Genomic DNA, 21,407 nt, shown 5'->3' with positions numbered 1-21,407 from the left:
GGGTCAGCGCTTGAGGTTCGTGAGCTCCTGCAGCACCTCGTCGCTCGTGGTGATGATGCGGGCGTTGGCCTGGAATCCGCGCTGCGCGACGATGAGGTTGGTGAACTCCTGCGAGAGGTCGACGTTCGACATCTCGAGCGCGCCGCTGATGATGCCGCCGAGACCGCCGGTGCCGGGCTGTCCGAGCTCGGCCTGACCGGAGTTGCCGCTCGGGCGGAACTGGGAGGAGCCGACCTTCTCGAGGCCGCCGGGGTTCACGAACCCGGCCAGCGCGATGCGTGCCAGCACCTGGGTGTCGCCGTTGCTGAAGGTGCCGACGAGGCTGCCGTCGTTCGTCAGGGCGTAGGAGCTCAGCGTGCCCGCCGGCTTGCCGTTCTGCTCCTTGATCGCGATGTCGCTGACGTCGGCGAAGCCGGTCACACCGGACAGGTCGACGGTGACGCCGCCCGACACGATGCTTCCGGCGCCGTTCTGCACGCCGTCGGTGAAGGTCAGCGCCGTGCTCGCGCCCGCGCCGTCGGTGACGTCCCACCCGGTCGCGCTGCGCGTGAACGTCAGCCGCAGGGTGGAGGCGGAGCCGTCGGCGCCGTAGGTCTTGATGTCCCGCACGAGCGTCTCGCCGACCGCCGCGCCGGAGGGCAGGTTGCCGGTGGCGCGCGCGGTGGTGGTGGCGGCTGCGGGGCTGAGGGCGCCGACGGGGAGGGTGATGTCTCCGATGCCCTGACCGGGGACGATCGCCCCGTTGCGCGCGGTCCAGCCCTGGACGAGGGCCCCGCCGGCACCGACGAGACGGCCGCTCGCGTCGAACGTGAAGCCGCCGTTGCGGGTGTAGAGGGTCTCGCCGCCGGAGCGGACGACGAAGAAGCCGTCGCCCGAGATCATCAGGTCGGTGGGGACGCCGGTCGGCTGCGGCGCGCCCCCGGCGAAGTTGGTGCTGATGCCGGCGACCTGCACGCCGAGTCCCACCTGCGCGGGGTTCTGCCCGCCGGCCGCCTGCTGCGGCAGCATCGAGTTGCGCAGGAGCTGGGAGAGGGAGTCCTGGAACTGCACGGAGGACGCCTTGAAGCCGGTCGTGTTGACGTTGGCGATGTTGTTGCCCGTGACGTCGAGCATGGTCTGGTGCGAGCGGAGTCCGGAGATTCCGGAGAAGAGCGAACGGAGCATGGTGGTGCCTTTCTGGGGAGCGGGGTCAGGCAGCGGTGCCGGGGACGAGGGAGACGCCGGAGATCGCGTCGAGGGGGATCGACTTCTCGCCGATGGTCACGGTGGGGACGGCTCCGGCGTAGGAGACCGCGGTGACGACACCCTTCTGGGTGACGCCGTCGGCGTCGACGTACTGCGCCTCCTGCCCGAGGAGGGCGGCGGCGGTCTGCCGCATGCTGAGGGCGAAGCTCTCGGTGCTCGTCGAGGCGAGGGCGGTCAGCTGCTCCATCGAGGCGAGCTGCGTCGTCTGCGAGATCATCTCGTTGGTGTTCATCGGCGAGCTCGGATCCTGGTTGGTGAGCTGGGTCACGAGCAGCTTGAGGAAGACCTCCGAGTCGAGGGTCTGCTTGCGCTCGGTCGCCGGAGTCGTGCTGCCGGTCTGCACACCGGACGTCGGTGTGGCCCCCGGGGGGAGGGTGCCGGTGATGGAGTCGACCGTGGTCATGGAGTCCTCTCTGATCAGGCGTAGACGTCGATGCCGCCGGAAGGTCCGGCGGGCGGTGCGGGCGGGGGTGCGGGGGTCGTCGGCGCCGGCGGGGCGGCCGGGGGACGCGGGGTCGTCGGCGGCCGCGGGGTGTCGGGGCTGCCGTTCCCGGTCTGCCCGTGCGTCGTCGAGCCCTGTTGCGGCGAAGCGGACGAGCCGTCTCCGGTGCTGAGGCTCAGGGTGGCGTGCGGCGCGGCGACCGCGAGGTCCCGGCGGAGGTCGACGAGGAGGGCGCGCAGCGCGTCCCGGCCGATCTCGTTCGGGGCCTGCAGCTCGATGCGGAGGGTGGAGCCGGCGATGTGGGCCCGCACGGTGACGGGTCCGAGGTTCTCCGGCGAGACGGTGAGCGTGATCCGGTGATCGCCGTCCGGGGCCTGGGCCAGGGACAGGACCGGGGCCGCCACCTGGGGGAGCAGAGCCGGCCGGACGGGTGCCGGGACCGCGGCGGGCGGAGCGACGGGAGCGGGGGCCGCGGCGGCGACCGGATTCGGTGCGGCGGCGGACCCGGCGGCGACCGGGTCGATGCCGGTCGCGGGAGTGGCGGCGACGGGCGCCGGGGTCGAGGGCGTTGCGGGCACGGAGGCCGCACCGGCGACGGTCGTCGGCTCCGCGAGGGGCACAGAGGCGGGCGTGACTTCCGGCCCATCCGTCGCCGACGTGGTGAGCCCGGACGGCCGCCCCTCCGATCCCGCGCTCGCCCCGCCCGCGCGTTCGGGATGCGCGCCGAGGGCTGCGGCTTCGATCGCGGAGGAGGTGCGCGGGGCCGCCCCGCCCGCTGCGACCGGCTGCGGCGCAGCGGACGGCAGCGCCGACGACGTGAGGAGGGGCGCCGGGGCCGCCCCCGCGTCATCCGAGGCCGCGTCGTCCGTGGCCGCGGCGGCCGCGGCGTCGGCGAGCGGCGTCTCCGGCACGGACGCCGCGCTGAGGACGGGCGCGGGAGGCGCGTCGGTCACCGTTCCGACCGGGTCACTCGGGACGGAGGCGGCCGGGGGGAGGAACTCCGCCGCCGGTGGCCGGTCCGTCGGCGTGCGGGACTCCTGCGGGGTGGCCTGCGGGATCGCGGGCGGCGGCGTCGCGGCCGCAGGAGGCGACGGCGCGGGGAGGGGGAGCGGCGCGGGACCGGTGGATCCGTCGGCCGGAGCGCCGGCAGCGGGTCCGTCAGTACCCGTCGCCGCGTCGGCAGCGGGGCCCTCGGACGACTCGGGGCCGGCCGGCGCGGTCTCCCGTTCCGCATCGCGCACGGCGTCGGCGAAGGCGGCGGCTCCCGGGGCTCCACCGCGTCCGGCCGGGGCGGACGGGCGTGCGGGGCGGGTGTCCAGCGCGGCGAGGAGGTCGAGAGCGGTCATGCCGGATCCTCCGTCCGGGAGCGGGAGGCGATCTCGTCCAGCTCCGCCTGCTCGGCGTGCAGGTCGGCGGCGCGCACCGCGTCCGCGTGACCGTCCGCGAGCCGTTCCAGACCGCGGAGGGTGCGTCGGGCGTCGGCGTGCGCCGTCCTCGCCTCGGCGACGGTCTCCTGCTGGAGGGCGGACAGCGTGGTGAGGTCGGCCAGCAGTGCCCGGCTGGAGACCCGGGCCGCCGCGAGCGCGGCGAGGGCACGCACGTCCACGGCCTCCGTGTCCGTACCGGCCAGGTGCGCGCGCAGGGCCCTGTCCCTGGCCTCGGTGTGCTGCGCGTCGATGACGGCGCGCGACAGACGCTGCGCGGCGGCGCGTTCCTGGATCTCCCGGACGCGCAGCAGACCGGCGAGCGAGAACCCTCTGCTCATGACACCCCCTCGAAGGCGGAGACCAGCCCGTCCAGCCGCGCCCAGGAGTCCTCGATCCCGCTCGTCTCGTCGAGCGGCTGGGTGAGGAACGCCGAGATCGGCCGTTCGTGGGCTATCGCCGCGTCGATGCGGGCGTCGGCGCCGGCGTGATAGGCGCCGATGTCGATCAGGTCGTTCGCCCGGCGTCGGGCCGCGAGCACGGCGCGGAGGGTGGCCGCCTGTGCGCGGCGCTCCCGGCTCGTGATCTTGCCGGCCACGCGGGACACGGACCCGAGGACGTCGATGGCAGGGTGGTGCCCGGCCAGGGCGAGGGCGCGGTCGAGCACGACGTGGCCGTCGAGGATGGAACGGACGGCGTCGGCGATCGGCTCGTTGTGGTCGTCGCCGTCCACGAGCACGGTGTAGATGCCCGTGATGGAGCCGGCGCGGTCGGTACCCGCGCGTTCCAGCAGCCCGGCGAGGAGCGAGAAGGTGGAGGGCGGGTAGCCGCGCGTGGCCGGCGGTTCTCCGGCGGAGAGTCCGATCTCGCGCTGGGCCATGGCGACGCGGGTCAGGGAGTCCATCATGAGGATCGCGTGCGCCCCGTCGTCACGGAAGGCCTCCGCGATCCGGGTGGCGGTGAACGCGGCGCGGATGCGGGCCATCGCCGGCTGGTCGGAGGTGGAGACGACCACGACGGAGCGGGCGAGTCCCTCAGGGCCCAGGTCGTCCTCGATGAACTCGCGCACCTCGCGGCCCCGCTCGCCGACGAGGGCGATGACGGTGACCTCGGCCTCGGTGCCGCGGGCGATCATCGACAGCAGCGACGACTTGCCCACGCCGGATCCCGCGAACAGGCCGACGCGCTGCCCGCGACCGACGCTGACGAGGGTGTCCAGCGCGCGCACGCCGAGGGGGAGCGGGGTGTCGATGCGGTCGCGCTCCATGATCGACGGCGGGTCGTGATCCAGGCTCACATGCGGCGCCACGAGCGGGCCCTTGCCGTCGATGGGACGCCCGAGGCCGTCCAGCACCCGACCCAGCAGCGCGGCCCCGGTGGGAACGCGCACGGGGCCGCCCCGGCCGCGCACCGGGGCGCCGACGGTGAGCCCGGCGACCGGGGCGAGGGGCATGCAGCGCAGTCCGTCCTCGCCCGTCGCCACGACCTCGGCGTCGATGCCGTCGAGCGTCACGACGTCCCCGACGGCGCCGTCGAGCCCGCGGACCTGCACGCTGAGTCCGCGCACCTGCGAGACCTCGCCGATGCGTTCCGGGCGCGCCGCCTCGAGCACCGCCGCCCAGGAGCTCACGGCGTGCCCTCCGCGAGGGCGCGGCGCGCGCGGTCGAGCGCTGTCCCGACCCTGGCGTCGATGACGCCGTGCGCGAGCACGGCGACGGCGTCGCCGCGGGCGAGGGTGTCGTCGGCGACGAGCGGGAACGCGGCGAGGTCGTCCCCGGTCTCCGCGGCCAGGAGGCGAAGATCCTCCGGATGGACGCGGAGGCTGCGCACCGCGGCCGGCTCGGTCGCGCTCAGGGCACGGCGGGCGGCGGCGGCCGCGGCGGCTCCCGCGTCGCTCAGCTCGGCTGCGAGGAGGAGCTCCGCGAGGTCGATGGCGTGGGAGAGCACCTGCGTCGTCGCGGCGGCCTCCAGCTGCGCCTCCCGTTCCGCCAGGGAGCGGGCGGCGGCGTGCAGGGCCGCCACGGCCGCGGCGACCTCCTCGGCCCGATGGCGCTCGCGCTCCTCCATCTCCGCCGCGAGCGTGCGGTGCGCGGCGGCGGCGTCGGCTGTTCCCGCCCGGAAGCCTGCGGCGTGCCCCTCGGCGTAGCCGCGGCGCCGGGCGCGCTCCTGCTCCGCTCGATGGTCGGAGCCGCCGAGCCGGGGGAACGCGGCGGGGGCGAAGGCGTCAGTAGACATACTCGTCCTCGTCGGCCCGCTGCACCGTGATGTCGCCGGCGGCCTCCAGGGCGCGGATCGTGCGGACGATCTCGGCCCGCGCCTCCTCGACCTGGGAGACGCGCACGGGGCCCAGCGTCCGGGCCTCCTCGTCGAGGTTCTCGCGGTTGCGCTCGGACACGTTGCGGCGGATGAGGTCGACGATCGGCTGCTGGGCGCCCTTGAGGGCGAGGGCGAGGGAGCGGATGTCCATGCCCCGCAGCACGCGCTGGGTGTCCCTGTCGTCGAGCTTGACGATGTCCGCGAACGTGAACATGCGCGAGCGGATGTCCTCCGCGAGGGCGCTGTCGCGGTCCTCGATGCTCGCCAGCAGGGCCTTCTCGATGGTGGCACCGGAGCGGCCGATGATCTCCACGAGCGGCTCGACGCCGCCGAGCACCTCGGGGCTGTCCCGGGACGCGAGGCTGCCGGTCCGCGCCCTGAGGGCGTCGGCGACGATCGCGATGGCGTCCTGCGAGGCGGTGCCCATGGTCGCGATGGCCTGGGCGACGTCGGTCCGGGCGGGGTCGGGCAGCGCGGCGAGCACGGCGGCGGCCTGATCGGCGGGGAGGTGCGCGAGCACGAGCGCGACGGTCTGCGGCAGCTCCCCGTCGAGGAGCGTGGCGAGATGGGCGGCGTCAGCGGAGGCGAGGAACTCGAACGAGGCGCTCATCGACGTCGAGCCGACGCGGCCGAGCACGGCGGCCGCCCGCTCCGAGCCGAAGGAGGCCTCCAGGAGTCCGGCGGCGATGTCGCGCCCACCCCGGGCCGGGGGCAGGTGCCCGGCGGCGATGCGATGGAACTGTCCCAGCGCCTGTGCGGTCGTCTCCGCGTCGAGGTCCTGCAGCCCGATGATCTCGGCGGCGACGGCCTCGGCCTCGGTCTCCGAGAGGTGCTTCATGACCTCGACGGCCTGCGCGCGGTCGAGGTTCATGAGGACGATGGCGGCCGTCTGCCGGTCGGTGAGTCCGCTCATGCCCGCGACCTGTCGTCGATGAGCGTGCGCAGCAGCTCGGCCGTGCGCTGCGGGTCCTGACGGGTGAGGGCGTCGATCTCGGCACGGCGGCGCTCGAGGCTGATCTGCGCGGGCTCCGGCTCGGGGTCCGGGTCGAGATCCGGCACCGGTTCGAGGAAGGCGAGCGGGGTGGTCGGCGCCTCCAGCACGGCCGTCGGCGCATCGGCGGAGAGCGCGGCGAGCTCGGCAGGGCGGTCGCCGAAGAGCTGGTCGAACTCCTCCACTCCCGCCGACTTCCGCCGGGAGCGGACGATGAGGGCGGCGATCGCGGCGATGAGCGGGATCGCGATGGCGGCCGCGATGATGACGGTGTTCAGGAGCGCGGCCTGGCGAGCGCCCTCTTCGGCCTCCTTCGCCGCCTGCAGCGCGGCCTGGGCGGCCTCGGCGTCCGTCTGGCTGAACGCGACGAGCTCGACGGCGAGTTCGTCGCCGCGGGTGCGGTCGATGCCGGCCGCGGTGGCCACGAGGTCGCTGAGCTGCGCGGAGCTGAGGTCGCCTCCGGCACCGGCGTCCACGGCGACCGACACCGACTGCCGCAGCAGGGCACCGGCGGGCGTCGAGGTGGACTGCGTGGCCTTGTTGACGGCGTTCGTGCGGCTCTCCTCGGAGGACCGGTAGGTGCCGTCGCCGTTCCCGTTCGGGACGGCGATGTTGTCCGGCCCCAGGACGCCGGCCTCGGACGTGGAGCCGTTGCTGTTCTGCTCACGCACCTCTTCGGTGAGAGGGGGCGCGCCCTCGGCCGGTGTGTAGGTCTCCTCGACCCGTTCGTTCACCGAGCGGTCGATCTCGGCGACCACCGTCACGGTCGCGTTGCCGGGGCCCACCACGGTGTCCAGCATCTGCTGCACGCTCGCGGCCACGCGGGCCTCGTAGTCGCTCGCCTGCTGGTCGAGGCCGCCGGTGGCCCCGCCGCCCACGGTCGACAACGTCCGCCCGGTCTGGTCGACGACGGCCACGTTCTCCGGCTTCATGCCGCTGACGGCGGCCGAGGTGAGGTGCACGATGGCCTCGACCTGCTTCTGATCGAGCGTCGTGCGCCCGGCGGTCTCCACGAACACGGAGGCCGTCGCGTCGACGGTCTCCGACACGAAGACGCTCTCCTCGGGGATCGCGAGCTGCACGGACGCCGCGGAGACGCCGTCGATCGCGGAGATCGTGGCGGCGAGCTCGCCCTCGATCGCGCGCTTGTAGGTGACCGACTGCTGGAACTCGCTCGTGGTGACGCCCATGTCGTCGAGCAGCGAGTACCCGGCCGATCCGGCGCTCGGGAGCCCGGCGGAGGCGGCCGCGAGCCGCTGGTCGTAGACGTCCTTCTCGGGGACGAGCACCGTGGCCCCGCCGTCGGCGAGCTCGTAGGGGACCGAGGCGGAGCGCAGCTGCTCCACCACGGCGTTCGCGTCCGAGGCGTTCAGCCCCGAGAACAACGGCGTGTACGTGGGGCGCGTGAGCCAGCTCGACAGGGCGATGATGCCGAGCGCGAGGACGGCGATGCCGATGATGGCGATGGTCCGCTGGGCGAGCGAGAATCCGGCGATCACCCGCCGCATCCGCTGGAACGCCCCGGTCACTGCCGGGGGCATCAGGCCTGCATCCGCATGATCTCGTTGAACGCGTCGACGCCCTTGTTGCGGACGGCGGCGACGAGTTCGAGGGTGACGGCAGCGCGCGAGGAGGCGATCATCGCTGCGTGGATGTCGTCGAGGTCGCCGGTCACGGCCGCGACCTTGAGGGTGTCGGACTCGGACTGCAGCGAGCGCAGCTCGTCGATCGCCCCGGTGACGCTGTTCGCGAAGGCCGCGTCGTCGCCGGTCTTGGCGCCCGTCACGGGCGAGGTGGTCATGCCGAGGGACGAGGCGACGGCCTCGATGCCGGCGACGGCGCTCACGCGTTCCGCCCGATCTGCAGCGCCGCCTCGTAGGAGTTGCGGGCGCGGTCCACGATCGCCGCGCTCGCCTGGTATCCGCGCTGCGCGAGGATCAGCTGGCTCATCTGGTCTCCCAGGTCGATGTCGGGGTAGCGCACGTAGCCGTCGGCGTCGGCGAGCGGGTGGTCGGGCTGGTGCACGAGCCGGCCCTCCGCGTCGCCCTGGACGGTCCCGGCGACGTAGACGCCGGGGGACTGGTCGCTGGTCTGGGCCAGGATGTACCGCGCGCGGAAGGCCGCGCCGTCGGTCGGTGTCGCCGTGTTGATGTTGGCGATGTTGTCGCTGATGGCGTCGAGCCACTTCCGGTGCACGGTCAGTCCCGTGCCGGCGATCCCGATGGCGTCGAAGGTCATGACGTCCTCATCGCGGTGCGCATCGAGGAGAATGACCCGTTCACGGCCTGCGTCGCGAACTGGTAGCGCAGCATGGTGTCGATGCTGGACAGGGTCTCGGTGTCGAGGTTGACGTTGTTGCCGTTCAGGCGCGTCGGCTCGAGCGACGTCCCGACCGTGGCGGACACGTCCCCGTCGCCGGCGGCGATCGAGTCGGCGAGCGCGGCCTCGAACTGCACGCGCTTGGCGTGGTAGTCGGGGGTGTTGATGTTGGCGATGTTGTCGGCGATGGCTCGCTGGCGCAGCGAGAGGCCGTTCAGCGCACTGGTCAGTGCGGTGATGGTCACAGAGTCGAACACGAACCGGCTCCCCGTGTGTGGGTGAAGTGGCCGTTCCCTGGCCGAGTCTTGCGAGCCATCCGTGCTCTCGGGAGACTGTCGGCCGTCCGTGCGGTTTCGTTAGGAGGGTCGCTCACCCGTCCACGTCGAGGTAGGCGGGGGCGTCAGGAGGACGGGGTGCCGGGACCCGGCGGACGGCGCCGAGGTGCTGCCGCAGCCCGTCGAGCTCCGACCGGGCGCGCTCCATGGCGGCGTGCTGCCGGTCGATCACCGCGCGGGCGCGGTCGGCCAGGTGCGGGGGGAGCGGGGAGGACGGTGGCGCCCAGGGGATGATGTCGTGCACCTCGACGGCTCCCGCCGGCGCGGCGAGGATCCGGTCGGCGTCCGCTTCGAGCCGGTCGAGCAGGGCGGCCCAGTCCTCGTCCGTCATGCGCGGCCCTCCGCGACGGCCAGGGCGGCCGTGTGCCACGCGTCGCGCAGCGGCACGACGAGCTCGCGGCAGGCGTGCGTGCGCTCCGGATCGCGGCCGATGTTGGCGCCGATCAGCGTCTGCGACAGGAAGACGTACAGCGAGCGCAGCCCGGCGCTGCCGCTCCAGTCGTCGGTGAGGGACGACGACAGCTCGGCCACGATCGCCTGCGCGTGCTGAAGCTGGGTGTTGGCCTCGGTCCAGTCGGCCGCCCGCTGCGCCGTCTCGGCGCGTTCGATGTCGAGCAGGAGCCGGTCGTAGAGCATCGTGACCAGGCGCTCCGGCGGGGCGGACAGGATGGCGTCCTCGCGGTACCGCTGCTGGGCGCGCAGGGCGGCGTTCATGCTCACGAGCTCGACCCGGAGCGGCTGCTCGGCAGCGCGTTGATCTGGGAGGTGAGATACGAGGACTGCGACTGCATCTGCGACAGCATCACCTCGAGGCGGGCGTACGTGCGCTCCAGCGACGCCTTGCGCTGCGCGAGGCGCACGTCCCAGCGCTCCATCTGCTCGCCGAGGCTCTTGACCTCGCTCTCCTGACCCGTGATCCGCGAGGTGAGCAGCCCGTCGTACTTGTCCGAGTAGGACGTCGCCGTCTGCTCCACGCGCGCCGCGACCGCGGAGAAGAGGGCGCCGACGGCGGCGGGGTCCTTCGCCAGCGCCTCGGAGAACTTTTCCTCGTCGAACGTGAGCTTGCCGTACATGTCGGTGGAGATGCCGATCGTGGAGGGCGAGACGCCGTCCACCGGGTGCTGGACGGCGTCGGCGAGCGCCGTCCGCAGACCGCGGATGGTGCTGTCTCCGGTGAAGACCCCGAGCGTCGTCTTCTCGCCCTGTCCCGTGGCGACCGTGGCCTTCGAGCCGTTGTCGATGCGGGTGAAGATGTCGGTGAGGAGGGCGATGAACTCGCCGGAGGCCTTGGTCCTGGCCTCGCCGTCGACGGCGACGGTGACCGTGACGGGGGTCGTCGAGACGGTGGAGACGGTGACGTCGACGCCTTCGAAGAAATCGGTGAACGTGTTGCCGGACGAGGTGATGACCTGTTCGGCCGCGGTGCCGGCCCAGAGGCGCAGCTGGGCATCCGTGCCCGTGGCGATGACGGCGGCGCCGGGCTCGGCGGACACGTCCGTGGCGGTGCCGGCGGCCACGGCGGCGAGGTCGCCCGCGTAGACGCGGAAGCGTCCCGCCTCTCCGGACTCCTCGGCCCGGAGCTGCAGGCGGTAGACGGGGGTGCCGTCGGCATCCTTGCCGGCGGGGACGGCCGTGGCGCGCACACCGGTGTCGGCGTCGTTGATGGCCTGGGCGATGTCCTGCAGGGAGGGGGAGTCGGCCTGCACCTGGACGCGCTTCCCGGTGCCGTCCTCCAGCGTCAGGACGGGTGGGTCGGCGGGCCAGCGAGTCATGGCGGCCGAGACCACCGTGTGCGCCTGGGCGAGACGGTCGACGACGATGTCGGTCGACACGGGCGCGGCGCCGGTGCGCAGGGCGACCTTCACCGACTCGGACGACGCGCTGCCGGTGAAGCGGTCGAGACCGCCGGGCGCTGCGGCCTTCTCGGCGGCGGCGGCGAGGTTCTGCACGGCCGTGTTGAGGGTGCGCAGCTGCGTCATGACGACGTTCTTGTCGTCGATCTTGGCCTTGAGCAGCGTGCGGGGGATGGCGTGCACGTCCATCAGCGCCTTGATGACCTCGGTGGTCTTGAGCCCCGACACGAGGCCGTCGAGCGAGAGCGACATGCGGCTTCCCTTCTGTGTGCGGCGGGGCCCGGGCGACGGCCGAAGCCGTCACCCGGACCCCCGGAGTGATTCCGTGCGGCGGCGCGGATCAGCGCAGCAGCTGGAGCACGCCCTGGTTGGCCTGGTTGGCCTGGGCCAGCATGGCCGTTCCCGCCTGCGACAGGATGTTCGCCGACGTGAACTTGACCATCTCGGACGCCATGTCGGTGTCGCGGATACGGCTCTCGGCGGCGGCGAGGTTCTCGGCCGACACGTTGAGGCTGTTGATGGTCGACTCGAAGCGGTTCTGCAGCGCACCGTAACCGGCGCGTGCGGTCGAGACCGCCTGGATCTCGGTGTCGATGTCGGCGAGTGCGGCGCCATACGTCGCCGCGTTCGTCATCGTCGCCGCGTAGCCCTTGATGTCCGCGCCGAGGTCGGCGAAGTTGGTCAGGGCGACCGAGATCTGGTCCTCGGCGGCGACCGCGCCCGCACCGACCTGGAACGTCAGCGTCGTGCCGCCCGAGAGCAGCTTGATGCCGTTGAAGTTCGTGCTCTCGGCGATCCGGGTGAGCTCGTCACCGAGGGTGTTGATCTCCTTCTGGATCGCGTCGCGCGACTTCGCGTTGTTCGAGTCGTTCGCGCCCTGAGCGGTCAGGTCGCGGACGCGCTGCAGGATGGAGTGCACCTCGGTCAGGGCGCCTTCCGCGGTCTGGATGACCGAGATGCCGTCCTGGGCGTTGCGGGCCGCGACGTTCAGGCCGTTGACCTGCGAGCGCAGGCCCTCGGAGATCGCGAGGCCGGCGGCGTCGTCCGCGGCGCGGTTGATGCGCAGACCGCTCGAGAGCTTCTCGAGCGACTTCGACAGGTCGTTCTGCGTGCTGGACAGGTTGCGGTAGGCGTTGAGCGCCGACACGTTGGTGTTGATCTGCATACCCATGAGGGTTTCCTCCGTGATGTGTTGAACGGGAGACCGTCCGTGGTCTCCTGCCCTCACCTATCGGCGGAGGACGCCGGCGCGTTAGGCGGGGGCGGCGGCGCGGAAGACGTCGCCGATCCGGACGCCGGCGGTTTCGGCGATGCGACCGAAGTACGCATCCCGCGCGGCGGGCGACACCCGGGTGGTGGTCGTCGTCTCCGTGCCGCCCTCCGCGAAGTAGCGGTCCAGGGCGTCGCGGAGCAGGCGCACCGCCTCCGCCCGCTGCTGCGAGACGGCCGAGTGGGTCACGCCCAGCTCCTCGGCGATCTCCTTGACGGGACGCTCCTCGACGTAGACGGCCACGACGATGCGGCGCATGCGCTCCGGCAGGGCGGTGATCGCGTGCTCGAGCACCTCGCGCCGCTCGCCGACCATCGCGGACTCCTCCGGGAGGGGGATGTCGGCGACGAGGTCCCGTGTGGCGGGGTCGTCCAGCGGGGCGACGGTGCGCGCGGCGTCGGCGAGGGCCTCGACGACCACCTCCTTGGGGGAGCCCATGGCGGTGGCGATCTCGGTGGCGGTCGCCGTGCGACCGAGGGCGGCGGTGAGGGTGTCGCGGACGGCGACGGTCTCCTTGATGCGCTTGCGGATGCCGCGGGACGCCCAGTCCATGGCGCGCATCTCGTCGGCGAACGCGCCGAGGATGCGCCGGCGGGCGTAGGCGCCGAACGGGACGCCGAGAGCGGGGTCATACGCGTCGGCGGCGGTCACGAGGGCGAGCGCGCCGACGGCGGCGAGCTCTTCGCGGGGGATATGGGTAGCCCGAGCATGGGTGTCTGCAGCGAGGTAGCCGACCAGGGGGAGGTTGGCCTCGACGAGGCGGTTGCGCTCAGCGCGCGACGACATGGGGGATGATCCACCTCTCTGGATGCACTCCGGAAGCTCCATGGCGAGGGGTAGATGGGCATATCACAAGGTCCGGGATATGTCCATGGGGAGCACTAACCGCCGCCAGTCCACATAGTAACCTTAGGGGCGCGGTGGCCGATAGAGATTTATGAACCGTTAACAGGCGGGCCGATCGCACCTGCGTGGGGCGGGGGATCGCTGGGGACAAGGGGATCATGGGAGCCAACGAACTATCGATGCAACTCTGGCGCGAGCGCGAGCTGCTCGAGATGCTGCTTTTCAAGCTCGACGAGCAGCAACTGCTGCTCGCCGCCGGCCGGTCGCACTGGATTCAGTTCGCGGCCAGGGAGATCGATCAGGTGCTCGACCGCCTGCGCGCGGCGAGCCTGGCCAGGGCCGTCGAAGTCGCCGGCGTCGCCGAGGAGTGGGGGGCTCCTCAGGACGCCACGATCGGTCAGCTCATCGAGCATGCTCCGGACGCGGCCTGGGGCGACGTCTTCACCGACCACATGCGCGCCCTGGTGAAGCTGACGGCGGAGGTCGAGCAGATGCGCGACGCCGCCGCGGAGCAGCTCAGCGGGGTGCTCCGCGCCACGCAGGAGACCATCGCCGCTCTCGGCCAGGAGAGCGGCGAGTACACCACCCGCGGCGATCGCGCCCGCGAGGACGCCGCCCGCATCATCGACACCGAGATGTGACCGAGAGGGATTCATGTCGACCTTCAGTGGACTGACCACCGCCGCCAGCGGCCTCGCCGCGGCGCGGCGGGGCATGGACGTGATCGGGCAGAACATCGCCAACCAGAAGACGGAGGGGTACACGCGGCAGCGCGTGGAGACCTCCTCGATCGCCGCCGTCGCGCAGACGGGGCGCTTCAGCATGGGCGCGCTCCCCGGACACGGCGTCTCCATCGACGGGGTGTCCCGGCTCGGCGACGCGCTGCTGGACGCCCGGGTGCGCGACGCCCTCGGGGCCTCCGGCTACTGGGCCACGCGCGCGCTCGCGGCGACGACCGCCGAGTCGGCGCTCGCCGAGCCGACCGACAAGGGGCTCGCGAACCGGCTGACGAACTTCTGGGCGGGGTGGCAGGATCTCGCCAACACCCCCGACTCCGGGGCCGCGGCCGCGAGCATCCTGGAGTCGGCGAAGGAGCTCGCCGCCCATATCTCCGGCGGCTATCGCACCGTCGCCGCGCAGTGGACGGCCGCACGGGGAACGGCCGAGCGCACCGTCAGCCAGGTCAACGCCGCGGCCGACCAGATCGCGGTGCTGAACACCGAGATCCGCGACGCTCTGGCCTCGGGACGCTCGGCCAACGAGCTCACCGACCGCCGCAACCTGCTCGCGGAGGACGTGGCCCGGCTCGCCGGGGGCACCGCGACGGTGGAGGCGGACGGCACGCTCACGGTCCGCCTCGGTGGCAACGCCCTGGTCTCCGGGGGCGACGCCCGCCACCTCGCCCTGACCGGCTCGGCGACGATCGACGGCGCGCCCCGCGTCGGCGTGGTCTGGGAGTCGGTGCCGGATCTTCCCCTCGTCGTCGACGGCGGAGAGCTCGGCGGCTCGCTCGCGGTGCTCGCCCCGGCCGCCGACGGCGGGATGCTGGCACAGCTCGCCGCCACCTACGACCGGGTGGCCACGGCGCTGGCGGAGTCGCTCAACGCGCAGCACCGCGCCGGTGTCACGGCGTCCGGACAGGCCGGGGGCGACTTCTTCACCCTGCCGACGACGGGCTCCGCCGCGCTCGGGCTGCAGGTGGCCGTCACCTCGGCGACCGACCTGGCCCTCGCCGCGCCCGGAGCAGGCTCCAAGGACGCGACCAACGCCGACCTCATCTCCCAGATCGGGCAGCGCGCGACCTCTCCGGATGCGCTGTGGACCGACCAGGTGACCCGCTTCGGCGTCGCCACCGCGGCCGATGTGCAGCGCGCGAAGGCGTCGGATGCGGCGGCGATCGGCGCCGTCGGCGCGCAGCAGTCCGTCGCGGCCGTCGACGGCGACGAGGAGACGATCAGCCTCCTCACCTACCAGACCGCCTATCAGGCGGCCGCCCGCGTGCTCACCGCCGTCGACGAGGCCCTCGACGTCCTCATCAACCGCACGGGCGTCGTCGGACGCTGATCGGAGGAGCCCCATGATCTCTCGCGTGACCCAGACCACGATGACGCAGACGGCGATGCGCCAGCTGCAGTCCAACCTCTCCGAGCTCGCCCGTCTGCAGGAGCAGGCCACGTCGCAGAAGGCGTTCGCCGCGCCCTCGGACGATCCGGCCGCGGCCGCTGCCGCCCTCGCCCTGCACGCCGAGCAGCGGCGCACCGAGCAGTATGCGCGCAACATCGACGACGGCCTGGCGTGGGTGACCGCGGCCGACACGGCGATCACCTCCAGCACCTCCCTGCTCTCGCGGGTGCGGGACCTCACCGCGCAGGGAGCCAACGACGGGGCGCTGGACGCCGCGGCGAAGGAGGCCCTCGCGGTGGAGCTGGAGGGCATCCGCGACGAGCTGCTCTCGCAGGCGAACACCCGGCTGCTCGGGCGCTCCGTGTTCGCCGGTACCTCGGACACCGCGGCCTTCGCGGCCGACTACTCGTACAGCGGCGTCGCCGGCTCCGAGGTCACCCGCCGCGTGTCCGACGCGGCGGCCGTCCGCGTCGACACCGACGGGGCGGCGGTCTTCGGCACCGGCGACGACTCGGTGTTCGCCCTCGTCGACCGCATCGTCGCCGATCTCCGCTCCGGCACCAACGTGGGACCCCGGCTCGCGGAGATCGACGACCGCCGCACGGCGATGCTCGGCGTGCAGGGCGCGGTCGGCACCAGACAGGCCCAGATCGAACGCGCCAAGGAGGCGGCAGTGCAGAATTCCGTGTCCCTCGAGTCCCGCCGCGCCGCGGTCGAGGACGTCGACTCGGTCGAGGTGCTCATCCGCCTGCAGGCGCAGGAGCTCGTCTATCGCTCGGCGCTCGCCGTGAACGCGCGCGTGCTGCAGCCGTCGCTGATGGACTTCCTGCGATGACCGCGGCGCTCACCTTCACGGCTCCGCCGCCCGGGCTGGCTCCGCACGTGGACTTCGCCCTGGCGCCGGTCGACGGCGCGGACGGGCTCTTCGCGATGCGGGCGGTCGAGGACGACGCCCTCCGGCTCTACCTGGTCGACCCGAACACCGTCCTCACGGAGTACGCGCCGACCCTCACGGACGCGCAGGTCGCCGACCTCGCGCTCGCCTCGGCGGACGACGCCTTCGTGCTCGTGGTCGCCCACCCCGCCGCCGACGGGGTCAGCGTCAACCTGCTGGCGCCGGTCGTCGTGAACCGGGCGACCGGAGCGGCGACCCAGGTCATCCTCGAAGGCCAGGACTACCCCGTGCGGGCGCCGCTGGGCTGACCCGTGCGGGTGCCGGGGCGCCGGGCGTGACGGGCGGGGTGACGACTACCCTGGAGAGGTGATCCTCGCCGTCGACACGTCCCTTGGCACCGCCGTCGCCCTCATCGACCCGGACGGGACGCGTCGTGCCGAGGCCGGTACCGCCGATCCGCTGGGCCACGCCGAAGTGATCGGCGACCTGGTGCGCGACGTGCTCCAGGAGGGCGGGTCCGACGGCATCACGCACGTCGTGGCCGGCATGGGCCCCGGCCCGTTCACCGGACTGCGCATCGGCATCGCGACCGCGCGGGCGTTCGCCCTCGGCCGCGGTGTCCCGGTCGTCCCGGTCCCGAGCCACACGGCGGCAGCGCTCACGATCCAGGCCACCGTGACCGGCCCGTTCGCCGTCGTCACCGATGCCCGCCGCCGCGAGGTCGCCGTCACCGTCTTCGACGGGCTGGACGAGGACGGGATCCCGCGCACGATCGCCGACACCGTGCTCGTGCGCGCCGCCGACGCGGACGAGCACCTCGGGGGCCTCCGCCGGGTGGACGTGGCGACGCTGTCCGCGGTCGACCTCGCCCGGGTGGGGGCGCGGGCGCTCGCCGCCGGCAGGGTCCTCGCCGGCGAGGAGCCGCTCTACCTGCGGCATCCGGACGTCACCCTGCCCGGCGCGCCGAAGAAGGTGGGCGCATGACCCTCCGGGACGCACGGCCGGACGACCTCGACGCGATCATGGCCATCGAGGAGCGCTCGTTCCCGACCGACGCGTGGAGCCGTGACACCATGGCGAGCGAGCTGGCGAGCCCGCACGGCCGCTACCTCGTCGACGAGCACGACGGGGCCATCGTCGGCTACGGCGGGGTCAGGGCCCTGCAGGGCGGCGCGGACGCCGACATCCAGACCATCGCCCTCCTCGCCGAGGTCCGGGGACAGGGACGCGGGCGCGCGCTGCTGCGCGCCCTGCTGCGGACGGCCGCGGCCCGGGGCGCGCGCGAGGTGTTCCTCGAGGTGCGCGCCGACAACCCGGCGGCCGAGGGGCTGTATCGCACGGAGGGCTTCGAGGAGATCGGCAGGCGCCCCCGTTACTATCAGCCGGACGACGTCGACGCGATCGTGATGCGTCTGGACCTGCGCCGCCACCCGGCGGCCGCCGATACGCCGGAGGAGGCGACCGCATGAGTGAGCCCCTGGTGCTCGGCATCGAGACGAGCTGCGACGAGACCGGCATCGGCATCGTGCGGGGGCGCACGCTGCTGTCCAACACGATCGCCTCCAGCATGGACGAGCACGCCCGGTACGGCGGCGTCGTGCCGGAGGTCGCCGCCCGCGCGCATCTCGAAGCGCTGCAGCCGGCCATCGACGCCGCCCTCGCCGAGGCCGACGTCCGTCTCGCCGACCTCGATGCGGTGGCGGTGACGAGCGGCCCTGGCCTCGCCGGAGCGCTCATGGTCGGTGTCGGAGCGGCGAAGGGCCTCGCGGTCGCCCTGGACAAGCCCCTGTACGCGGTCAACCACCTCGTCGGCCATATCGCCGCCGACATCCTCACCCCGGAGGCGGCGCCGCTGGAGTACCCGACGATCGCGCTGCTGGTCTCCGGCGGCCACACCTCCCTGCTCCACGTGCGCGACCTCACGACCGATGTCGAGCTACTCGGCGAGACCGTGGACGACGCCGCGGGCGAGGCCTTCGACAAGGTCGCCCGGCTGCTGTCCCTGCCGTATCCCGGCGGCCCCGAGATCGACAGGGCCGCGGTCGGCGGAGACCCGGACGCGATCCGCTTCCCGCGCGGGCTCTCCCGTGCCTCCGACCTCGCGAAGCATCGCTACGGCTTCTCGTTCTCTGGGCTGAAGACCGCCGTCGCCCGTTGGATCGAGCGCTTCGAGGCCGAGAACGCCGCCGCGGGTCCGGACGCCAGGGACCTCCCGATCGCCGACGTCGCCGCCAGCTTCCGGGAGGCCGTCGTCGACGTGCTCGTCACCAAGGCTCTCAACGCGTGCGCCGACCTCGGCGTGCCGCGGCTGCTCCTGGGCGGTGGGGTGATCGCGAACCGTCGGCTCCGCGAGGTGGCGCTGGCCAGGGCCGCCGAGGCCGGCGTCACCGTGCGCATCCCGCCGCTGTCCCTCTGCACGGACAACGGCGCCATGATCGCCGCGCTCGCCGCCGAGCTCATCGCGTCGGGGCGCCCCGCCTCGACGCTCGGCTTCGGTGCCGACTCGACCCTGCCGGTCACCGAGATCCAGGTCGCGGAGGCGGTGCCGGCGTGACCGGGCTCGCGCAGGAGCCGGAGTCGGACGGGGCCGCGCCCCGGGCGCGGGTCGAGCGCGCCAGCGGGCAGGTCGAGCGCCCGGCGGGGACGGCGCGCCTCCCCGGGGCTCCTCGGGAGGGGTACACGAAGCTCCCCACGGGTCCGGTGGGCATCGAACCGGTGGTCGTCAGCGGGCCCGACCTCGACCACGCGGAGGACGACGCGTGGGAGCCCGCGGTCGAGCCGGTCGCGGTCGACGACACGCGCCTGGCCCCGTGGGCGCTGCTCGCGGCGATCGTCGCGCTCGGCGCATCGTTCTTCGTGGGCTGGGGGATCCCGGTCGCGGTCGTCGCGGTGATCGCCGCGATCATGTCGCTGCGCCGCCCCGTCGAGAACCGCGCGATCGCGCGCTGGGCGCTCGTGCTGGGTCTGTGCGCGACCGTGTACAGCCTCGGCTGGCTGGTCTGGGCGGGGATGCAGTTCGAGAGACTCGGCTAGACGGGACGGCCATGACGGACGACGATGACGTCGAGGAGCGCAGGGCCCTGCAGCGCAAGGCGTACCGCGCCGGCGGGGAGCTGACCGCCGCGGAGGCCACCCGTCTGCGCGCGCTCGAGGAGTCCCGGCGGACACGAGCGGCGGGGCCGCCCGCGGCCGCCTCGGCGACCGGTCCCGTCCCGGAGGCCCGGACGCCCGGTCCTCCGCCGTCCTCCGAGTCCGTGTCCGGTGCACCAGACGACGGCGAGCCTCCGGCCCCCGGCGGCGCTCCCGTGATTCCGGAGGAGGAGGCCGAGGAGGTCGCGACCGCCCGGACCGACGCGCCGACTCTCCAGGAGGGGCGCCGCCGTCGCCTCGGGATGCTCGCGCTCGCCGCGGTGGTGGTGCTGCTGCTCGGCGTCGGCATCGGGTGGCTGGCCTTCGGCCGGACCGGCGGCGCAGCCGTCGCCCTGAGCTCCGCGCAGCAGCAGTGGCAGTCCGAGCTCATCGCGTCCGGCCGGTACGACGCCGGGTCGGTGCGGGCGCTCGCGACGGAGGACGACGCGGTCGTCTGGATGGCGACCCAGAACGGCGGTGCGAGCATCTGCCTGGTCCTCGGGTCGGCGGAGAGCACGACGCCGAGCTGCAACCAGCGGGAAGCCGTGCAGAAGGAAGGGCTGTGGGGCGAGGTGACGACGCAGCGGGGCGACGAGTACACCCGACAGGTCGTCGCGCAGTTGCTCCTCACGCCCGACGGCGAACCGGCGGTGAGCGTCGGCGTCTCGGATTTCGGTTCCGGTGAGGGCAGCGGCATCACCTATGCGAACGAGGAAGAGACCCGCACGGCCGCGCGCCTGGCCGATGACGGCTTCGATCCGCACTCGATCTGGGTCGTCGGATACGACCATGACGTCCCGATCTGGACGGCCTCCGAGGGGGAGACGGGGCGGCAGTGCCTCATCTACGACGGGTCGACACCCGACGCGCCGAGAGCCTGCGAGACGACGGAGACGCTGCAGGAGCACGACGGCCGGCTGCAGTTGCAGGTGACAGACGGAGAGACCGGCGGCCTGACGACGTACGAGCTGCCGACCGCAGGCTCCCCGTCCTTCGTGATCATCCGAGAAGGGAGCGACGTCGGTGCGGGAGGAGACTGATCGACCGCAGCGCGGAGACGACGCGGAGCGCCGGGCGCTGGAGCGCGCGGCGTACGGCCGTGACGGCGGGCTCGACGCCGCAGCGGCCCTCCGGCTGCAGGAGCTCCAGGCGGAGCGCCGTCGCGCCGCTCTGCCCGCGTCCGAGGAGCCGGCGACGTCCGCAGCCCCGGACCCCGGCGGTGCGAAGGATGTCGCGGACGCTCTCCCGGCGCCGGAGGGAGAGCCGGTCGCGGAAGGCGCCTCGCCGGAGACTCCGGAGGACATCTCCGCGTCCGAGGCGCCGGTCGTGAACCGCCGGGGTCTCGTCCCGGTGCTCGCCGCGGCGGCGGCGCTCCTCGCGATCGGCGTGGGGGCCGGGTGGGCACTGTTCGCCCCCCGATCGGACGCGGTCGCCTTGACGCCGGCGCAGGAGGAGCGACGGAGCGAGCTCGCCGGCTCCGGCTACGATCCCGGCTCCGTCCGCCCGGTGGCGGAGGCGGAGGATGCGCTCGCCTGGTTCGCCACGCAGGACGACGGAGACAGCCGGTGCCTGATCCTCGACGTGGGCGCCGACTCCCAGTCGACCTGCCTGGCCGGGGAGGAGGTGGGGACGGGCCTGTACGCCTCGCTCCCCGTGCCGGCCTCCTCCGCGGACGACGAGGAGGGCTCCTTCTCCTTCGACAGCGTGACGGCGGTCATGCTCTTCTCCACCACGGACGAGCCGATGGTGAGCATCCAGCGCTGGGGAGGCAGCTCCACGCTCGTCGCCCAGTTCGGCGAGGCGGAGCGCGCGAGGGCGGAGGAGCTCGTCGGAGACGGCTACGATCTCAACCTCTCCGTCCTCGGATCCTTCCGCGAGCAGCCGGTCTGGCTCGGCGACCGCAGCACGGAGAGCGGGCCCTCCCAACGCTGCCTGATCGTCGACGCCGACGGCTCGCGCCAGTGCGCCACGATCGACGAAGCCGTGCAGTCCGGGCTCCGCGTGCAGCTGCTCGACGTCGACCAGGAAACCGGGGAGCTGCTGTCGGCATCCGTCATCGAGGTGGACTTCACCCGCTGGCAGACGCCCTACCTCACCGTGACCTCGGGCCCCGCCGTCGTCGATGCGGCGACGGGCGAGTCCTACCTCGTGACCACCGGCCCACCCGGGGATCCGATCCGCATCGACATCCCGGGTCGCGACCCGGAGGGCTGACGCG

Annotated in this window: 26 protein-coding genes; 10 read left to right on the top strand and 16 right to left on the bottom strand. The window is 73.3% G+C overall.

The genetic code is table 11. From position 1 onward, the window contains the following. Positions 1 to 3 precede the first annotated feature (3 nt). The 16 genes from ACIQID_RS07005 to ACIQID_RS06930 form a co-directional block, all read right to left on the bottom strand. A complete protein-coding gene (locus ACIQID_RS07005; protein WP_312673531.1) occupies positions 4 to 1,164 on the bottom strand; it encodes a flagellar hook protein FlgE in 1,161 nt (386 codons plus the stop codon). A gap of 25 nt (positions 1,165 to 1,189) precedes the next feature. Next, positions 1,190 to 1,648: a flagellar hook capping FlgD N-terminal domain-containing protein gene (locus tag ACIQID_RS07000; protein WP_312673529.1), complete on the bottom strand. Its 459-nt coding sequence runs from the start codon at positions 1,646 to 1,648 to the stop codon at positions 1,190 to 1,192. Between the two features lie 14 nt (positions 1,649 to 1,662). Next, complete coding sequence (locus ACIQID_RS06995; protein WP_400283257.1) at positions 1,663 to 3,033, bottom strand: flagellar hook-length control protein FliK; 1,371 nt, start codon at positions 3,031 to 3,033, stop codon at positions 1,663 to 1,665. Further along, the gene (locus ACIQID_RS06990; RefSeq protein WP_331202360.1) at positions 3,030 to 3,452 is read right to left on the bottom strand and encodes a hypothetical protein; all 423 of its coding nucleotides are present in this window, start codon (positions 3,450 to 3,452) and stop codon (positions 3,030 to 3,032) included. Before ACIQID_RS06990 ends, ACIQID_RS06995 begins: the two co-directional genes overlap by 4 nt. Further along, a complete protein-coding gene (locus ACIQID_RS06985; protein WP_312673525.1) occupies positions 3,449 to 4,741 on the bottom strand; it encodes a FliI/YscN family ATPase in 1,293 nt (430 codons plus the stop codon). The genes ACIQID_RS06990 and ACIQID_RS06985 overlap by 4 nt, the downstream gene beginning before the upstream one ends. Continuing rightward, a complete protein-coding gene (locus ACIQID_RS06980; protein WP_400283252.1) occupies positions 4,738 to 5,346 on the bottom strand; it encodes a FliH/SctL family protein in 609 nt (202 codons plus the stop codon). Before ACIQID_RS06980 ends, ACIQID_RS06985 begins: the two co-directional genes overlap by 4 nt. Continuing rightward, positions 5,336 to 6,340 (bottom strand): flagellar motor switch protein FliG, encoded by a 1,005-nt coding sequence (fliG, locus tag ACIQID_RS06975; protein ID WP_400283249.1) that lies wholly within the window; start codon positions 6,338 to 6,340, stop codon positions 5,336 to 5,338. Before fliG ends, ACIQID_RS06980 begins: the two co-directional genes overlap by 11 nt. Continuing rightward, positions 6,337 to 7,959: a flagellar basal-body MS-ring/collar protein FliF gene (fliF, locus tag ACIQID_RS06970; RefSeq protein ID WP_312673521.1), complete on the bottom strand. Its 1,623-nt coding sequence runs from the start codon at positions 7,957 to 7,959 to the stop codon at positions 6,337 to 6,339. Before fliF ends, fliG begins: the two co-directional genes overlap by 4 nt. Beyond that, positions 7,959 to 8,219 (bottom strand): flagellar hook-basal body complex protein FliE, encoded by a 261-nt coding sequence (gene fliE / locus ACIQID_RS06965; protein ID WP_210677993.1) that lies wholly within the window; start codon positions 8,217 to 8,219, stop codon positions 7,959 to 7,961. Before fliE ends, fliF begins: the two co-directional genes overlap by 1 nt. A gap of 41 nt (positions 8,220 to 8,260) precedes the next feature. Further along, positions 8,261 to 8,656, bottom strand: coding sequence for a flagellar basal body rod protein FlgC (locus ACIQID_RS06960; RefSeq protein ID WP_071327494.1), 396 nt, complete (start codon positions 8,654 to 8,656; stop codon positions 8,261 to 8,263). Then, the gene (gene flgB, locus ACIQID_RS06955; protein ID WP_025104347.1) at positions 8,653 to 8,994 is read right to left on the bottom strand and encodes a flagellar basal body rod protein FlgB; all 342 of its coding nucleotides are present in this window, start codon (positions 8,992 to 8,994) and stop codon (positions 8,653 to 8,655) included. Before flgB ends, ACIQID_RS06960 begins: the two co-directional genes overlap by 4 nt. 112 nt (positions 8,995 to 9,106) lie before the next feature. Continuing rightward, positions 9,107 to 9,403: a hypothetical protein gene (locus ACIQID_RS06950; RefSeq protein WP_268777199.1), complete on the bottom strand. Its 297-nt coding sequence runs from the start codon at positions 9,401 to 9,403 to the stop codon at positions 9,107 to 9,109. Continuing rightward, positions 9,400 to 9,786: a flagellar export chaperone FliS gene (gene fliS / locus ACIQID_RS06945; RefSeq protein ID WP_400283243.1), complete on the bottom strand. Its 387-nt coding sequence runs from the start codon at positions 9,784 to 9,786 to the stop codon at positions 9,400 to 9,402. Before fliS ends, ACIQID_RS06950 begins: the two co-directional genes overlap by 4 nt. Before the next feature lie 2 nt (positions 9,787 to 9,788). Beyond that, on the bottom strand, positions 9,789 to 11,177 hold the full coding sequence (fliD, locus tag ACIQID_RS06940) for a flagellar filament capping protein FliD (RefSeq protein ID WP_400283240.1): 1,389 nt from the start codon (positions 11,175 to 11,177) through the stop codon (positions 9,789 to 9,791). 88 nt (positions 11,178 to 11,265) lie between these two features. Further along, positions 11,266 to 12,096 carry a flagellin gene (locus ACIQID_RS06935; protein WP_312673513.1) on the bottom strand — a complete coding sequence of 277 codons (831 nt, stop codon included), beginning with the start codon at positions 12,094 to 12,096 and terminating at the stop codon, positions 11,266 to 11,268. Positions 12,097 to 12,177: 81 nt separating this feature from the next. Then, the gene (locus ACIQID_RS06930; protein ID WP_400283236.1) at positions 12,178 to 12,981 is read right to left on the bottom strand and encodes a sigma-70 family RNA polymerase sigma factor; all 804 of its coding nucleotides are present in this window, start codon (positions 12,979 to 12,981) and stop codon (positions 12,178 to 12,180) included. A 218-nt stretch (positions 12,982 to 13,199) separates the two neighbouring features. Between ACIQID_RS06930 and flgN the strand changes: the two genes are divergently transcribed. Genes flgN through ACIQID_RS06880 form a run of 10 tightly spaced genes read left to right on the top strand, consistent with a single transcriptional unit; the run spans position 13,200 to position 21,403 of the window. Further along, positions 13,200 to 13,682, top strand: a complete 483-nt coding sequence (gene flgN / locus ACIQID_RS06925) for a flagellar export chaperone FlgN (protein WP_400283233.1) — start codon at positions 13,200 to 13,202, stop codon at positions 13,680 to 13,682. A gap of 13 nt (positions 13,683 to 13,695) precedes the next feature. Next, positions 13,696 to 15,105 (top strand): flagellar hook-associated protein FlgK, encoded by a 1,410-nt coding sequence (gene flgK / locus ACIQID_RS06920; RefSeq protein ID WP_312673509.1) that lies wholly within the window; start codon positions 13,696 to 13,698, stop codon positions 15,103 to 15,105. Between the two features lie 13 nt (positions 15,106 to 15,118). After that, the gene (gene flgL, locus ACIQID_RS06915; RefSeq protein WP_060923324.1) at positions 15,119 to 16,000 is read left to right on the top strand and encodes a flagellar hook-associated protein FlgL; all 882 of its coding nucleotides are present in this window, start codon (positions 15,119 to 15,121) and stop codon (positions 15,998 to 16,000) included. Further along, the gene (locus ACIQID_RS06910; RefSeq protein WP_312673507.1) at positions 15,997 to 16,368 is read left to right on the top strand and encodes a flagellar assembly protein FliW; all 372 of its coding nucleotides are present in this window, start codon (positions 15,997 to 15,999) and stop codon (positions 16,366 to 16,368) included. Before flgL ends, ACIQID_RS06910 begins: the two co-directional genes overlap by 4 nt. A gap of 58 nt (positions 16,369 to 16,426) precedes the next feature. Next, entirely contained in the window at positions 16,427 to 17,044 is a 618-nt protein-coding gene (gene tsaB, locus ACIQID_RS06905; RefSeq protein ID WP_400283228.1) for a tRNA (adenosine(37)-N6)-threonylcarbamoyltransferase complex dimerization subunit type 1 TsaB, read from the top strand. Then, positions 17,041 to 17,529, top strand: coding sequence for a ribosomal protein S18-alanine N-acetyltransferase (gene rimI / locus ACIQID_RS06900; protein ID WP_312673504.1), 489 nt, complete (start codon positions 17,041 to 17,043; stop codon positions 17,527 to 17,529). Before tsaB ends, rimI begins: the two co-directional genes overlap by 4 nt. After that, positions 17,526 to 18,614, top strand: coding sequence for a tRNA (adenosine(37)-N6)-threonylcarbamoyltransferase complex transferase subunit TsaD (tsaD, locus tag ACIQID_RS06895; RefSeq protein ID WP_400283223.1), 1,089 nt, complete (start codon positions 17,526 to 17,528; stop codon positions 18,612 to 18,614). The genes rimI and tsaD overlap by 4 nt, the downstream gene beginning before the upstream one ends. Beyond that, positions 18,611 to 19,093 carry a hypothetical protein gene (locus ACIQID_RS06890; RefSeq protein WP_312673502.1) on the top strand — a complete coding sequence of 161 codons (483 nt, stop codon included), beginning with the start codon at positions 18,611 to 18,613 and terminating at the stop codon, positions 19,091 to 19,093. The genes tsaD and ACIQID_RS06890 overlap by 4 nt, the downstream gene beginning before the upstream one ends. 11 nt (positions 19,094 to 19,104) lie before the next feature. Continuing rightward, entirely contained in the window at positions 19,105 to 20,229 is a 1,125-nt protein-coding gene (locus tag ACIQID_RS06885; protein WP_400283219.1) for a hypothetical protein, read from the top strand. Continuing rightward, positions 20,213 to 21,403: a hypothetical protein gene (locus ACIQID_RS06880; RefSeq protein WP_400283216.1), complete on the top strand. Its 1,191-nt coding sequence runs from the start codon at positions 20,213 to 20,215 to the stop codon at positions 21,401 to 21,403. The genes ACIQID_RS06885 and ACIQID_RS06880 overlap by 17 nt, the downstream gene beginning before the upstream one ends. Positions 21,404 to 21,407: the final 4 nt, after the last annotated feature.

This window comes from Microbacterium sp. NPDC091676, assembly GCF_044756645.1.
Classification (GTDB): Bacteria; Actinomycetota; Actinomycetes; order Actinomycetales; family Microbacteriaceae; genus Microbacterium; species Microbacterium paraoxydans_D.
This window is presented reverse-complemented; position numbering and strand designations above follow the sequence as displayed.

Bases quoted from the DNA above. Each gene is read 5' to 3' on its own strand.
- rimI (WP_312673504.1), top strand. From the start codon at position 17,041: ATGACCCTCCGGGACGCACGGCCGGACGACCTCGACGCGATCATGGCC.
- ACIQID_RS07005 (WP_312673531.1), bottom strand. From the start codon at position 1,164: ATGCTCCGTTCGCTCTTCTCCGGAATCTCCGGACTCCGCTCGCACCAG.
- ACIQID_RS06930 (WP_400283236.1), bottom strand. From the start codon at position 12,981: ATGTCGTCGCGCGCTGAGCGCAACCGCCTCGTCGAGGCCAACCTCCCC.
- ACIQID_RS06960 (WP_071327494.1), bottom strand. From the start codon at position 8,656: ATGACCTTCGACGCCATCGGGATCGCCGGCACGGGACTGACCGTGCAC.
- fliG (WP_400283249.1), bottom strand. From the start codon at position 6,340: ATGAGCGGACTCACCGACCGGCAGACGGCCGCCATCGTCCTCATGAAC.
- ACIQID_RS06950 (WP_268777199.1), bottom strand. From the start codon at position 9,403: ATGACGGACGAGGACTGGGCCGCCCTGCTCGACCGGCTCGAAGCGGAC.
- fliD (WP_400283240.1), bottom strand. From the start codon at position 11,177: ATGTCGCTCTCGCTCGACGGCCTCGTGTCGGGGCTCAAGACCACCGAG.
- ACIQID_RS06995 (WP_400283257.1), bottom strand. From the start codon at position 3,033: ATGACCGCTCTCGACCTCCTCGCCGCGCTGGACACCCGCCCCGCACGC.
- ACIQID_RS07000 (WP_312673529.1), bottom strand. From the start codon at position 1,648: ATGACCACGGTCGACTCCATCACCGGCACCCTCCCCCCGGGGGCCACA.
- fliS (WP_400283243.1), bottom strand. From the start codon at position 9,786: ATGAACGCCGCCCTGCGCGCCCAGCAGCGGTACCGCGAGGACGCCATC.
- ACIQID_RS06980 (WP_400283252.1), bottom strand. From the start codon at position 5,346: ATGTCTACTGACGCCTTCGCCCCCGCCGCGTTCCCCCGGCTCGGCGGC.
- ACIQID_RS06910 (WP_312673507.1), top strand. From the start codon at position 15,997: ATGACCGCGGCGCTCACCTTCACGGCTCCGCCGCCCGGGCTGGCTCCG.
- flgL (WP_060923324.1), top strand. From the start codon at position 15,119: ATGATCTCTCGCGTGACCCAGACCACGATGACGCAGACGGCGATGCGC.
- flgN (WP_400283233.1), top strand. From the start codon at position 13,200: ATGGGAGCCAACGAACTATCGATGCAACTCTGGCGCGAGCGCGAGCTG.
- fliE (WP_210677993.1), bottom strand. From the start codon at position 8,219: ATGACCACCTCGCCCGTGACGGGCGCCAAGACCGGCGACGACGCGGCC.
- tsaD (WP_400283223.1), top strand. From the start codon at position 17,526: ATGAGTGAGCCCCTGGTGCTCGGCATCGAGACGAGCTGCGACGAGACC.
- flgK (WP_312673509.1), top strand. From the start codon at position 13,696: ATGTCGACCTTCAGTGGACTGACCACCGCCGCCAGCGGCCTCGCCGCG.
- ACIQID_RS06935 (WP_312673513.1), bottom strand. From the start codon at position 12,096: ATGGGTATGCAGATCAACACCAACGTGTCGGCGCTCAACGCCTACCGC.
- ACIQID_RS06885 (WP_400283219.1), top strand. From the start codon at position 19,105: ATGACGGACGACGATGACGTCGAGGAGCGCAGGGCCCTGCAGCGCAAG.
- ACIQID_RS06990 (WP_331202360.1), bottom strand. From the start codon at position 3,452: ATGAGCAGAGGGTTCTCGCTCGCCGGTCTGCTGCGCGTCCGGGAGATC.
- fliF (WP_312673521.1), bottom strand. From the start codon at position 7,959: ATGCCCCCGGCAGTGACCGGGGCGTTCCAGCGGATGCGGCGGGTGATC.